The sequence below is a fragment of the Pseudomonas fluorescens genome, from assembly GCF_001623525.1.
Lineage (GTDB): Bacteria > Pseudomonadota > Gammaproteobacteria > Pseudomonadales > Pseudomonadaceae > Aquipseudomonas > Aquipseudomonas fluorescens_Q.
In genome coordinates this window covers 5,879,010-5,892,010 of the sequence record NZ_CP015225.1, presented here as the reverse complement: position 1 = coordinate 5,892,010, position 13,001 = coordinate 5,879,010, and the positions used below count along the sequence as shown (strand labels likewise).

Below are 13,001 nucleotides of genomic sequence, written 5' to 3'. Positions count from 1 at the left end.
ATTAGCGATTGGCGCTGGTTGCGACAAGGGCACGGGCGGCGGCGATATCTGCATGGATCGCCGTCTTGAGCGCCTCCAGAGAGGCAAAACGCTGCTCTTCACGCAGCTTTTGGTGGAAAACCACCGTCAAACGCCGGTCATACAGATCGCCGGCAAAATCCAGAACATGTACTTCGAGGTGGGCCTTGCCATCCCCTTGGACCGTGGGCCGTACGCCGATATTGGCGACACCGGGCCAGGTCTTGCCGTCGATCTGGACGCTCACCAGGAACACCCCGGTCAGCGGCACACGACGACGCTTGAGTTGCACGTTGGCCGTCGGCGTGCCCAATTGGCGCGCCAGCTTCTGCCCGTGCAGGATCCGTCCGGCAATCCGGTACGGCCGTCCGAGCAAGCGCTCGGCCAATTCGAAGTCGGCAGCCGCCAGGGCATTGCGAACCTGGGTGCTGCTGACGCGCAGGCCATCGATCTCGACCGTCTGCGCCGCTTCGACGGTGAAGCCTTGGACGATACCGGCCTGTTGCAGGTAGTCGAAATCCCCCGAGCGGTCACAGCCGAACCGGAAATCATCGCCGACTTCCAGATGCTTTACGCCCAGACCGTCCACCAGGATCGTGTCGACGAACTCGGCGGCGCTGAGCTTGCTCAGGCGCTGGTTGAAGGCCAGGCACAGGACCCGGTCGACGCCTTCGGCGGCCAGCAATTGCAGTTTATCCCGCAACCGGGCCAGACGGGCCGGGGCGGTGTCCGGGGCGAAAAACTCCCTGGGCTGCGGCTCGAAGATCACCACGCAGCTCGGCATACCCAATTCCAGCGCACGCTCGCGCAGCCGCGCCAGGATAGCCTGGTGGCCACGGTGAACACCGTCAAAGTTGCCAATAGTGGCGACACAGCCCCGATGTTGGGGGCGCAGGTTGTGGAGGCCTCGAACCAGCTGCATAACGCGCTTCTTGCTCATAAAGTGGCCGATTATAACCACACCCGGCGGCCGACGACAGGCAACACCGCACCCCAAAGTGATCGAACCGACAAAACCACTGCCCGCCCCGGGATTATCGAGAGCTTGCCCTCAGCTCAAGGCCTTGCGGTTGAAGTCACGCAGACGGAACCCCATCAGCAGCAACATGCCGAAATACGCCACCACGCCGGCAACCACCAGCGCTCCCAGGCGCAGGAAACGCGCGAGCATCTGCCCTTCGCCCCACGCCGGCATGAAATGCATCGCCCCCAGCAAAACCGCCGACATCACCGCCACGGCCACCAGCAGCTTGAGGCCGAACTTGCCCCAGCCCGGCTGCGGCTGATACATCTTTTGCTTGCGCAGTTGATAAAACAGCAACCCGGCGTTGAGGCACGCGCCAGCGCTGATCGCCAGGGCCAGGCCGGCGTGAGCCAACGGGCCGATGAGCAACAGGTTGAACAATTGGGTCATCACCAGGGTGAAAATGGCGATTTTCACTGGCGTGCTAATGTTCTGCTGGGCATAGAACCCCGGCGCCAGCACCTTGATCACGATGATCCCGAGCAGGCCCACTGAGTAAGCAATCAGCGCACGCTGGGTCATCAGGGCGTCGAAGGCATTGAATTGACCGTACTGAAACAGCGAAACGGTCAGCGGCTCGGCCAGGATCCCCAGGGCCAGGGAACAAGGCAGGACCAGCACGAAACACAGGCGCAGGCCCCAGTCGAGGATGCGCGAGTATTCCTGACGGTCCTGACTGGCGTAGGTCTTGGCCAAGGTTGGCAGCAGGATCGTCCCCAGGGCCACACCCAGCACGCCGGACGGCAGTTCCATCAAGCGGTCGGCGTAATACATCCACGACACCGAGCCGGCCACCAGGAACGAGGCGAAGATGGTGTTGATGATCAGGGAAATCTGGCTCACCGACACCCCGAGGATCGCCGGCAACATCTGCTTCATCACCCGCCACACGCCGCTGTCGCGCAGGTTCAGCCGTGGCAGGACCAACATGCCGATCTTTTTCAGGTGCGGCAGTTGATAGAGCAATTGCGCCAGGCCACCCACCAGCACTGCCCAGCCGAGGGCCATCACCGGTGGATCGAAATACGGCGTCAGGAATACTGCGAACACGATCATGCTGACGTTGAGCAGGGTCGGCACAAAGGCCGGTACGGAAAAGCGGTTCCAGGTATTGAGGATCGCCCCGGCCAGGGACGACAGGGAAATCAGCAATATATAAGGAAAGGTTACCCGCAGCAGGTCGGAGGTGAGCTGGAATTTTTCTGGCGTATCAGTGAAGCCCGGGGCCGTGGCCCAGATTACCCATGGCGCGGCGAGCATGCCGGCCGCCGTGACCAGCGCCAGCACCAACGTCAGCAGGCCGGTGACGTAGGCAATGAATGTGCGGGTCGCTTCGTCGCCCTTCTGGCTTTTATATTCCGCCAGGATCGGCACGAAGGCCTGGGAGAACGCCCCTTCGGCGAAGATCCGCCGCAGCAGGTTGGGCAACTTGAAGGCGATGAAGAAGGCGTCGGTGGCCATTCCGGCACCGAATATCCGTGCGATCAGTGTGTCGCGAACGAACCCCAGGACACGGGAAAGCATCGTGATAGAGCTGACGGCAGCCAACGATTTGAGCAGATTCATGAAAAGAGTATTTGCCTGTCGATAAACAGCAGGCGAACAACGCGCCCACTTGTGCGATACTCCGCGCCGCTAAACAGTGCAGAGCCAAAGCCCGCGAGTTTACAGGTCGCACGCCGGAAAGAAATCCTTCGGTGCGCGGTACCTGCCATTCAGCGGAACGCGTCACCCGCCCTTGACAAGACTTCAACTCATCGGCATGATTCGCGGCCTATTTTGTTTGCTATTTCCCAAAAAGTCTTTCGAGGAGCTCGACGGTGGCCAACACACCTTCCGCCAAAAAACGTGCAAAACAGGCTGAGAAGCGTCGCAGCCACAACGCCAGCCTGCGTTCCATGGTCCGTACCTACATCAAGAACGTAGTCAAGGCCATCGACGCAAAAGACGCTGAAAAAGCTCAAGCTGCTTACGTTCTGGCTGTGCCAGTTATCGACCGCATGGCCGATAAAGGCATCATCCACAAGAACAAGGCTGCTCGCCATAAGAGCCGTTTGAATGGCCACGTAAAGGCCCTGAACGTTGCCGCTGCTGCCTAAGCGACACGCTCGTTAAAAAACCGACCTCAGGGTCGGTTTTTTATTGCCTGCGATTTGCCCCCAACCAGACCACTAAACCCTGTGGGAGCGAGCTTGCTCGCGATGGCGGCGGGCCAGATGATGGAGATGCCGACTATGTCGACGTCATCGCGAGCAGGCTCGCCCCCACATTATTCCCCAAAATTGAAAACCACCGGCTTCGGCGGAGGACAGCCTCCCGGCGGCGGGAAATTCTGCACACCCGCCTCGTCGTATCCAGTGTAACAACCCACTATCTTGTCATCCTTGAAGCTCATGCGGCGCTCAACCACACCCGTCGGGTAGTAGTAGTAGACCGTCTCACCTTCGCGCCTGGCGTACGAGTAGTCCTTGTATTCGCGCCCCTCGACCGTTATCAGGCGAAAGCCCTGCTTGGCTTCAGAGTACTTCAACTGGCCATCGGGGTAGTACTCGTTGTGAGTCACGCGATCATCAGGCCCCAGCAGCACCTCCCGGACCTTGCGCCCCTCCCGGGTGTGGCGGGCACTTTGCTCATTACCGAACAGGTAATCACTCTCCGAGTCGAAATGCCCGTTGTTGAAAGCCCCGCGCTGCTTGCCGCAAAGCCTGATACGGGTGTATTTCCCATCAGGCACGTGACAATAGTTCCTGTCCGCTATCAACACCCCAGTCGCATCAAATGACTGCACGTTACCAATGGGCTCATCCCCCTCGTACGTTGCCACCGTATCGGGCTGACCATTGGGGTGATAGAGACGCAAGGCGCCCTCTCGCGAACCATGGCGCCACGAGATATCCGAAAGCAGCACGGCACCGTCATCGGTGTAGGTCAGCGCCCGCCCCTCGATCTGGCCGTTGGCATAGCTGGCCGAATAGGTGAGCTTGCCATTGGCCGCGTAGGTTTCTCTCAATCCATCCAGGACACCCGCGCGGTAATGCTCGACGAGCCGCAACACACCTGCGGCATCCACTTCGCGCAATTCGCCGTGCTTCTTGTCAGCAACAAAATCCACAACCTGGACACCACCGCCGTCCATTCTCAAGGTCCAACGACCTTCCCGGACGCCCTGCACATAACGCCCCTCACCCCAGGGCATTATCCAATCTCCGTGCTGCTGCCCCGCCACGAAATCGCCGCGCTGGACAACCTCACCATGACGCACGCGCTCGGAAGGCCCGTCGAGATCACCATGTTTGTAAGTATCGAAGCCGGACATCTGCTCCTCATCGTCACGCGCCTCGATCGTCCAGCGCCCCTCATAGAAATCGTCGACGATCATGCCCTTGGAAACCGCACCCCCGTCACTGACGACCCACGGCCCCTGGCGCAGTCCATCCACATAGGCACCGGTGGACGCGTAGCCCGACTCGTCGAACTCCGCCCACTTGCCCGATCTCTTGCCCTGGACATAAGCACCCAGCGCCCAGAGCCGCCCATTGCCCAAGACTGCCCAGGCCCCATCCTCGGAGCCCTGGTACACCGCTGGATCGGTTTCCCAGGCCATCCTGCTGACACGATAGGCAGAGCCCACATCCTCGTCCCGAGGCGGCACGCGCTCATAAGTCAGCGTGAGCCAGCGTCCTTCGCGCTGCTGGAAAGTCTTTTTGTAGGTGTCGCGATGAGGGTCCTCTGGCGGTTGCCCCACTGACGCCGGGACACCGTCGACGCCGAAGTACCCCACCAGCGTGCCACTCGCAGGCTCCAGCATGTCGAACTCGGCGATACCGGTCTTGGGCAACACGGCGCTGTAATCGTAGGGCGGCAACTTGCCCAGCTCTTTCTGGACCAGCGCAGCAGTGAGGACCTTGCGATCCGCGGCGATACGATCCAATACCGGCTGCAGTGTCTCGAGCCGGCGATACCCGCCAGTGGACGGCACGAACCGATAACCATGAAGAGCGTACCGCCCCTTTGCCCGTGACAGCACGACCAACGTCTGGAGATCACTGTCGAGACTGGCGTAGAACACCGACTCGACACTCGCATCGCCATACCTGTCGAGCACTTTCGGGACGCCATCCGGCGAATCACACAGGCATGAATAGCCTACGACACCCTCGGCTTCGCGGATAAATGCCAGCGTCGCCCCACTCTCCTGGGAAGTTTTTATCAGCGGATGGGCCAGGTTTTTTTCGCTATAAAACGGCTCGGCCAAAGCCCCGACGGACACCGAACAACCCAATACAAACAGCAGCAAAAACGCACGCATACGAATCCCTTCGCGCCAAAAGCACAACACATCCATGTAGATAAAAAAGCGAGCCGATCGGCTCGCCCGTCATTCGCGACTTAACGCCAAGGCAAGATCGGAATAGCCGTCACCGCGTTCTGCGGGCTGCCCTCGATCACGCGATCGCTGTAGACCAGGTACACCAGCGTATTGCGCTTCTTGTCGAGGAATCGCACCACTTGCATGGTCTTGAACACCAGCGAAGTGCGCTCACGGAACACCTCTTCGCCGTCCTTGAGCTCACCCTTGAAGCTGATAGGCCCGACCTGGCGGCAGGCGATGGACGCCTCGGCGCGATCCTCGGCCAGGCCCAGGCCACCCTTCACGCCGCCGGTCTTGGCCCGCGACAGGTAACAGGTCACGCCATCCACCTTGGGATCGTCGAACGCCTCGACCACGATCCGATCGTTCGGCCCGACAAACTTGAACACCGTCGACACTTGGCCAATTTCTTCGGCCGAAGCCAGCAGCGGCACAGCCAGCAGCAAGCCGATCAATCCTTTTGCCAAACCCATGATTTTTCCTTAGACGAGGATCAGGTTGTCACGGTGAACCAACTCGGGCTCCGCCATGTAACCCAACAGACCGACAATCGCATCAGACGACTGACCGATGATTTTCTGTGCTTCCAGGGCGCTGTAGTTGGCCAGGCCACGGGCGATCTCGCGACCATCCGGGGCCACGCACACGACCATTTCGCCCCGACGGAAACTGCCTTGTACCAACTTCACGCCCACCGGCAGCAGGCTTTTGTTGCCTTGGGACAGGGCCACCACCGCACCAGCATCCAGTACCAAGGTGCCACGGGTCTGCAGATGCCCAGCCAGCCACTGCTTGCGCGCCGCCAACATGCCACGCTCCGGCGAGAGCAAGGTGCCGATGCGTTCGCCGGCCTTCAGGCGGTCCAGCACCCGCTCCAAGCGCCCACCCACGATGATGGTGTGAGCCCCGGACCGCGCCGCCAGACGCGCAGCGCGCAGTTTGGTCTGCATGCCACCACGACCCAGCGCACCACCCGTGCCACCCGCCACCGCGTCCAGCGCCGGATCGTCGGCACGGGCTTCGTAGATCAGCTTGGCGTCGGGATTGTTGCGCGGATCGGCATCGAACATGCCGTCGCGATCCGTGAGGATCACCAGCAGATCCGCCTCCACCAGGTTCGCCACCAGCGCGGCCAGGGTGTCGTTATCACCGAAACGGATCTCGTCGGTGACCACCGTGTCGTTCTCGTTGATCACCGGGATGACTTTCAGCTCCACCAGCGCGCGCAAGGTGCTGCGGGCATTGAGGTAGCGCTTGCGGTCGGACAGGTCATCGTGGGTCAGCAGGATCTGCGCCGTATGGCGACCGTGCTCGGCGAAGCTTGATTCCCAAGCCTGCACCAGGCCCATCTGGCCGATGGCGGCGGCAGCCTGCAGCTCATGCATCGCGCTGGGTCGCGACGTCCAGCCCAGGCGGCTCATACCGGCGGCTACAGCCCCGGAAGAGACCAATACCAGCTCGACGCCAGCCTCATGCAAGGCCACCATCTGCTCGACCCACACCGCCATTGCCTGGCGATCCAGGCCCTTGCCATCCGCCGTCAGCAGTGCGCTGCCGATCTTCACGACCCAGCGCTGCGCACCCGTCACCTTGCTCCGCATCATCTTCAACCTTTGCCAGCGAACGGCGCGACCCAGCGCCGCCCATGGGATTATTCGTATTTGCGTTTTACAGATACCAAAACGCCGCTCGAATGAGCGGCGCCTTGGAAACCGGCTGGATGCGATGATAACACCGCGCCGAAACACTTGAACCTGTGGGAGCGAGCTTGCTCGCGATTGCATGGGGCCAGCAATTATTGATACCGGCGTCACACCGCTATCGCAAGCAAGCTAACCCCCACAGGCCTTGACTTCAACTGAGCAGCATCAGTCGCGAACGTAGATGATTTCCGGACCGTCTTCGTCATCCACATCTTCTTCGTCCCAATCGTCGTCACCAATGTCATGGACCGACTTGACACCACTGCGACGCAGGGCACGCTGGTCGTCCAGCGCCTGCAACTGGGCACGGGCCTCGTCTTCGATGCGCTGGTCGAGCTCGGCCAGCTCTTCCTTGTACGCCGGGTCATTGGCCAGGCGGTCGGCGCGATCTTCCAGATAACGCATGATGTCGTGACACAGGCGCTCGGTGCCCTCTTTGGCGATGGCCGAGATCACGTAGACCGGACCTTCCCACTCCAGGCGGTCGACGATTTCCTTGACCCGCTCCTCATGCTCTTCTTCAAGGATCTGGTCGCACTTGTTCAGCACCAGCCAACGGTCGCGCTCGGCCAGGGCCGGGCTGAACTTGGTCAGTTCGTTGACGATGACTTCGGCGGCATCGGCGGCACTGGTTTCATCCAACGGCGCCATGTCCACGAGGTGCAACAACAGACGGGTACGGGACAAGTGCTTGAGGAAACGAATCCCCAGGCCTGCACCCTCGGAAGCCCCTTCGATCAAACCTGGAATGTCGGCGATTACAAAACTCTTCCAGCGGTCGACGCTGACCACGCCCAGGTTCGGCACCAGGGTGGTGAACGGGTAATCGGCCACTTTCGGCTTGGCCGCCGACACCGAGCGAATGAAAGTACTTTTACCGGCGTTCGGCAAACCCAGCAGACCCACGTCGGCCAACACTTTCATTTCCAGCTTCAGGTCACGCTGCTCGCCTGGCTTGCCTGGCGTGGTCTGGCGCGGCGCACGGTTGGTACTGGATTTGAAACGGGTGTTGCCCAGGCCGTGCCAGCCGCCATGGGCGACCAGCAGACGCTGGCCAGCCTTGGTCAGGTCGCCAATCACTTCCTGGGTGGCCGAATCGATCACCGTGGTGCCGACTGGCACGCGCAGGATCAGGTCTTCGCCCTTCTTGCCGGTGCAGTCGGTGCTGCCGCCGTTGGAGCCACGCTCGGCATCGAAGTGCCGGGTGTAACGGTAGTCCACCAGGGTGTTGAGGTTTTCGTCGGCGAGCATGTAGATCGAGCCACCATCGCCCCCATCACCGCCGTTAGGGCCACCATTTTCAATGAACTTTTCCCGACGGAAACTCATGCAACCATTGCCGCCGTCGCCGGCCTTTACTCGAATCGATACTTCATCAACAAACTTCATGACACACGCCTCTCGCCATACGGACGAGCCAAAAAAAACAAGACATAAGACTCTTGCAAAAATGAGCGCAGCGACCTGATGACACGCCCCAACCGCAGCGCCGACAGCCCATACAAACAGTTTTGCAAGAGACTCACCCCACAAACGAAAAAGCCCCGTCGCAAGACAGGGCTTTTCCAGCGGTCTCGCAATTAAGCTGCGATAACGCTTACGTAACGACGACCGAAGGCGCCTTTTACTTCGAACTTGATCACGCCTTCGACTTTAGCGAAGAGGGTGTGATCTTTACCCATGCCCACGCCGTAGCCAGCGTGGAATTGGGTGCCGCGCTGACGCACGATGATGTTGCCTGCTTTGATAGCCTGGCCGCCATACATCTTCACGCCAAGGCGTTTGGCTTCTGAGTCGCGACCGTTACGGGTACTACCACCAGCTTTTTTGTGTGCCATGAGTTCAATTCTCCTAGTGAGGAATTAGGCTGAAATTAAGCCTGAATACCGGTGATTTTGATCTCGGTGTACCACTGGCGGTGGCCCATGCGCTTCATGTGGTGCTTACGGCGACGGAACTTGATGATGCGGACTTTATCGTGACGACCTTGGGAGATCACTTCAGCCACAACGGTAGCGCCAGCAACGACTGGAGCGCCGATATTCACGTCATCGCCATTGGCGACCAACAGAACGCGATCAAAAGTCACGGATTCGCCGGTAGCGATTTCCAGTTTTTCGATCTTCAGGTATTCACCTGGGGCGACCTTGTATTGCTTGCCACCAGTAACAATTACTGCGTACGACATGGTATTTCTCCGATAATCCTGCTCACCCAGCGCTTTATAAGAAGAGGTATTGGCTGGCATGGCTGCATGGGCTGGAAGGCCCGGATGCAATTGCGTAAGGCAGGTGCTGCCCAGGAAGTTCAGGGTGCGCGATTGTACGCAAGCCGCGAGAGCCTTGCAAGTAGCCGTCTATCGCGCCTTGACACCTGCGGACGTGGGTCCTAGCATGCCGCGCAACCCTTCTGGAGCACCTGTCGCTGATGCAACCCCAAGCTTTCTACCGCGCGGTGGCGGACGATTTTAGCGCCGTCGACGGCATCATCAAGAAGCAGCTGACTTCCCGCGTGCCTCTGGTATCGAAAATCGGCGACTACATCACTTCGGCCGGCGGTAAACGCCTGCGTCCTTTATTGGTGCTGCTGTGCGGCAAGGCCCTGGGTCGCGAAGGCGATGACATGCGCCTGCTGGCCGCCACCATCGAATTCCTGCACACCGCGACCCTGCTGCACGACGACGTGGTCGACATGTCCGGCATGCGCCGTGGCCGTTCGACCGCCAACGCCATGTGGGGTAACGCCCCCAGCGTATTGGTGGGCGACTTCCTGTATTCGCGCTCATTCGAAATGATGGTCGAGCTGGGCTCGATGCCGGTGATGAAAATCCTGTCCCAGGCCACGCGCATCATCGCCGAAGGCGAAGTGCTGCAGCTGTCCAAGGTACGCGATGCCAGCACCACCGAAGAAACCTACATGGAAGTCATCCGCGGCAAGACCGCGATGCTCTTCGAAGCCTCGACCCACAGCGCCGCCGCCCTGGCCGGTGCCAGCGTCGAGCAGAGCGAAGCGCTGCGCACCTTCGGCGACCACTTGGGCGTGGCCTTCCAACTGGTGGACGACCTGCTCGACTACAAGGGCGATGCAGAAACCCTGGGCAAGAACGTCGGCGACGACCTGGCCGAAGGCAAGCCGACCCTGCCACTGATCTACACCATGCGCGAGGGCACGCCTGAACAGGCAGCACTGGTGCGCCAGGCGATCCAGAAAGGCGGGATCGAAGACCTGGAAAGCATCCGTGTCGCGGTCGAAGCATCCGGTTCGCTGGAGTACACCGCGAAACTGGCCCGGGACTATGTTGCCCGCGCGATCAAATGCCTCGACGCCCTGCCGGCCAGCGAATACCGCGATGCGCTGGTGGAGCTGAGCGAGTTTGCGGTCGCCCGTACCCACTGATACAAGGTTTTCCTGTGGCGAGGGAGCTTGCTCCCGCTGGGCTGCGCAGCAGCCCCTTCAAAAGTATCCACGGTCGCTACGCAACCGAGCGGGAGCAAGCTCCCTCGCCACAGGACGGCGAACTCCCATTCCAGCCACAAAACCCTATATAATGTGCGCCCTTTTGCCCTCCTGATACCCAAGGAACCTTAGTGAGCACGTTGCCTCCCTGCCCGAAATGCAATTCCGAATACACCTACGAAGACGGTACTCAACTGGTCTGCCCGGAGTGTGCCCACGAATGGTCTGCCAGCGGCGAAGCTGAAACAGTGTCCGACGATACCGTGAAGAAAGATTCGGTCGGCAATGTCTTGCAAGACGGCGATACCATCACCGTGATCAAGGACCTCAAGGTCAAGGGCACGTCGCTGGTGGTCAAGGTCGGCACCAAGGTCAAGAACATCCGCCTGTGCGAGGGTGACCACGACATCGACTGCAAGATCGACGGCATCGGCCCGATGAAACTCAAGTCCGAGTTCGTAAGAAAAGTCTGATACTGCTGTATTCCATCCCATACCCCGCGTGTGGGATGGAGCCTCGCCCTCTCCGCTTCGGCCCCATTTCTCGGACGCTAGCCAACTGCCAGCCGTTCTGAGCGGCCATAACCCACCGTCAGAAAAACAATCGCAACACCAATAGAGCCTTGCTATTTAGCGAATAAGAATTATTCTCATCGAAACCCATCAAGGAGATGAGAACCATGACTTATTTGATCGATGCCTGGCTGGACCGCCCACATCCCTATCTCAGGATCCTGCATCGGGAAACCGGGGAAGTCTGTGCAGTGCTTGAAGAAGAAGCCTTGAACGAGCTGCAGGACCAGGGGGATCTGGACCTCAACAGCCTCAATTCCAGTGAACCGTTGGTGCTCAAGGAACTGGTGCGCAATCTGTTCCTGTTCTGCTACGCCCGGGCATTGCGCCCGACGGGTGATTTCAGTGGCAGGTTCCACGGATGAAGCACCTGACCCTGTGGGAGCGAGCTTGCTCGCAATGGCGGCATGTCAGTCACGAAAGTGTCGACTGACTGTCCGCTTTCGCGAGCAAGCTCGCTCCCACAGTTTTTTGTCCGGCTGTAAAACCGGACAAGGTCTTACAGTACGTCCAACAACTCGACGTCAAACACCAGCACGCTGTGCGGTGGAATGCTGCCAACGCCTTGAGCGCCGTAAGCCAGTTCGCTCGGCACGTACAGGCGCCATTTGCTGCCGGCATTCATCAGTTGCAGGGCTTCGGTCCAGCCTGGGATCACGCCGCCAACCGGGAATTCGGCTGGCTGGCCACGATCGTAGGAGCTGTCGAACACAGTGCCGTCGATCAGGGTGCCGTGGTAATGGGTACGCACCTGGTCTTCACGGGTCGGCTTGGCGCCTTCACCTTGGGTCAGCACTTCGAATTGCAGGCCGGAAGCCAGGGTGGTGATGCCTTCACGCTTGGCGTTTTCGGCCAGGAACGCACGGCCTTCGCCAGCTGCGGCTTCAGCCTTGGCAGCGGCTTCGGCTTGCATGATTTCACGAATGACCTTGAAGCTGGCGGACATCTCGTCCTGGCCCACGCGGCTTGGCTTGCCGGCGAACGCGTCGGTCAGGCCGGCCAGGATGGCGTCCAGGCTCACGCCCGGTGGCGGGTTGTCGCGCAGTTGGTCGCCCAACTGACGGCCAATGCCGTAGCTGACGCGGGTTTCGTCGGTGGACAGGTTAACTTCGGACATGATGCTGCTCCGCTGTGCGGACGGCTCGAGAGTTGCCGTGCGTGACACAGCGCCTCCCGGAGCGCCCGGAACCAAAAGGGCGAGCAGACTAGCACAGATGCCACCGCGGGTGACGAGCCCCCTACGTCAAAGCAAGCCGCCAGAAACGACAACGCCCGCCTGCAATTCTACAGGCGGGCGTTGCGCCAGCGTGGAGAACGGACCTCAGTGCTTGGTCAGTTTGTCCAGGTAGCCCATGGCAAATGCCGAGACCACGAAAGTCATGTGAATGATCACGTACCACATCAGATGCTCGGGATCGACGTTCTTGGCGTCCATGAAAATGCGCAGCAGGTGGATGGAGGAAATGGCCACGATCGAGGCAGCGACTTTCATCTTCAGCGATGAAGAGTCCATGGTGCCCAGCCAGTTGAGCTTTTCCTTGTCGTCGCCGATGTCCAACTGCGAGACGAAGTTCTCGTAGCCGGAAATCATCACCATCACCAGTAGCCCGCCCACCAGCGCCATGTCGATCAACGACAGCAGCACCAGGATCAGGTCCGACTCGGCCATGGAAAACACGTTGGGGATGACGTGAAAGACTTCCTGGAAGAACTTCAGCGCCAGGGCCAGCAAGCCCAGGGACAACCCGAAGTAGATCGGCGCCAGCAGCCAACGGGAGGCGTACATTGCGTTTTCGATAAAGCGTTCCATTGAATCTCACACCAGGGCTGAAAAATCGCGGCGAGTATATCAGCCA

General features: G+C 60.0%; 14 protein-coding genes. 4 read left to right on the top strand and 10 right to left on the bottom strand.

Annotated elements, in window-relative coordinates; all coding sequences use genetic code 11:
• Position 1: 1 nt before the first annotated feature.
• On the bottom strand, positions 2-940 hold the full coding sequence (ribF, locus tag TK06_RS25475; RefSeq protein WP_063324303.1) for a bifunctional riboflavin kinase/FAD synthetase: 939 nt from the start codon (positions 938-940) through the stop codon (positions 2-4).
• 129 nt (positions 941-1,069) lie between these two features.
• Positions 1,070-2,608 carry a murein biosynthesis integral membrane protein MurJ gene (gene murJ, locus TK06_RS25470; protein WP_063324302.1) on the bottom strand — a complete coding sequence of 513 codons (1,539 nt, stop codon included), beginning with the start codon at positions 2,606-2,608 and terminating at the stop codon, positions 1,070-1,072.
• Positions 2,609-2,862: 254 nt separating this feature from the next.
• Between murJ and rpsT the strand changes: the two genes are divergently transcribed.
• Positions 2,863-3,141: a 30S ribosomal protein S20 gene (gene rpsT / locus TK06_RS25465; protein WP_003185593.1), complete on the top strand. Its 279-nt coding sequence runs from the start codon at positions 2,863-2,865 to the stop codon at positions 3,139-3,141.
• 170 nt (positions 3,142-3,311) lie between these two features.
• On the opposite strand, the gene TK06_RS25460 is transcribed toward rpsT, so the two are convergent.
• From TK06_RS25460 to rplU, 6 genes are all read right to left on the bottom strand, one after another.
• A complete protein-coding gene (locus TK06_RS25460; protein ID WP_063324301.1) occupies positions 3,312-5,351 on the bottom strand; it encodes a toxin-antitoxin system YwqK family antitoxin in 2,040 nt (679 codons plus the stop codon).
• An 80-nt stretch (positions 5,352-5,431) separates the two neighbouring features.
• A complete protein-coding gene (locus TK06_RS25455; RefSeq protein WP_003205733.1) occupies positions 5,432-5,887 on the bottom strand; it encodes a CreA family protein in 456 nt (151 codons plus the stop codon).
• A gap of 9 nt (positions 5,888-5,896) precedes the next feature.
• Positions 5,897-7,015: a glutamate 5-kinase gene (proB, locus tag TK06_RS25450; RefSeq protein ID WP_063324300.1), complete on the bottom strand. Its 1,119-nt coding sequence runs from the start codon at positions 7,013-7,015 to the stop codon at positions 5,897-5,899.
• A 267-nt stretch (positions 7,016-7,282) separates the two neighbouring features.
• Entirely contained in the window at positions 7,283-8,506 is a 1,224-nt protein-coding gene (cgtA, locus tag TK06_RS25445; RefSeq protein WP_003205736.1) for an Obg family GTPase CgtA, read from the bottom strand.
• A gap of 191 nt (positions 8,507-8,697) precedes the next feature.
• Entirely contained in the window at positions 8,698-8,955 is a 258-nt protein-coding gene (gene rpmA, locus TK06_RS25440; protein WP_003205738.1) for a 50S ribosomal protein L27, read from the bottom strand.
• Positions 8,956-8,990: 35 nt separating this feature from the next.
• Positions 8,991-9,305 carry a 50S ribosomal protein L21 gene (gene rplU / locus TK06_RS25435; RefSeq protein WP_003176051.1) on the bottom strand — a complete coding sequence of 105 codons (315 nt, stop codon included), beginning with the start codon at positions 9,303-9,305 and terminating at the stop codon, positions 8,991-8,993.
• Positions 9,306-9,544: 239 nt separating this feature from the next.
• Here rplU and TK06_RS25430 point away from each other — a divergent pair, with 239 nt between their 5' ends.
• From TK06_RS25430 to TK06_RS25420, 3 genes are all read left to right on the top strand, one after another.
• On the top strand, positions 9,545-10,513 hold the full coding sequence (locus tag TK06_RS25430) for a polyprenyl synthetase family protein (protein ID WP_063324299.1): 969 nt from the start codon (positions 9,545-9,547) through the stop codon (positions 10,511-10,513).
• Positions 10,514-10,704: 191 nt separating this feature from the next.
• On the top strand, positions 10,705-11,046 hold the full coding sequence (locus TK06_RS25425) for a zinc ribbon domain-containing protein YjdM (protein WP_063324298.1): 342 nt from the start codon (positions 10,705-10,707) through the stop codon (positions 11,044-11,046).
• Positions 11,047-11,252: 206 nt separating this feature from the next.
• Positions 11,253-11,510: a PA4570 family protein gene (locus tag TK06_RS25420; protein ID WP_003205743.1), complete on the top strand. Its 258-nt coding sequence runs from the start codon at positions 11,253-11,255 to the stop codon at positions 11,508-11,510.
• A gap of 134 nt (positions 11,511-11,644) precedes the next feature.
• Here TK06_RS25420 and TK06_RS25415 read toward each other — a convergent pair whose 3' ends face one another.
• Positions 11,645-12,262, bottom strand: coding sequence for an FKBP-type peptidyl-prolyl cis-trans isomerase (locus tag TK06_RS25415; RefSeq protein ID WP_003205746.1), 618 nt, complete (start codon positions 12,260-12,262; stop codon positions 11,645-11,647).
• 204 nt (positions 12,263-12,466) lie between these two features.
• Complete coding sequence (locus TK06_RS25410) at positions 12,467-12,955, bottom strand: TIGR00645 family protein (protein WP_003205748.1); 489 nt, start codon at positions 12,953-12,955, stop codon at positions 12,467-12,469.
• Positions 12,956-13,001: the final 46 nt, after the last annotated feature.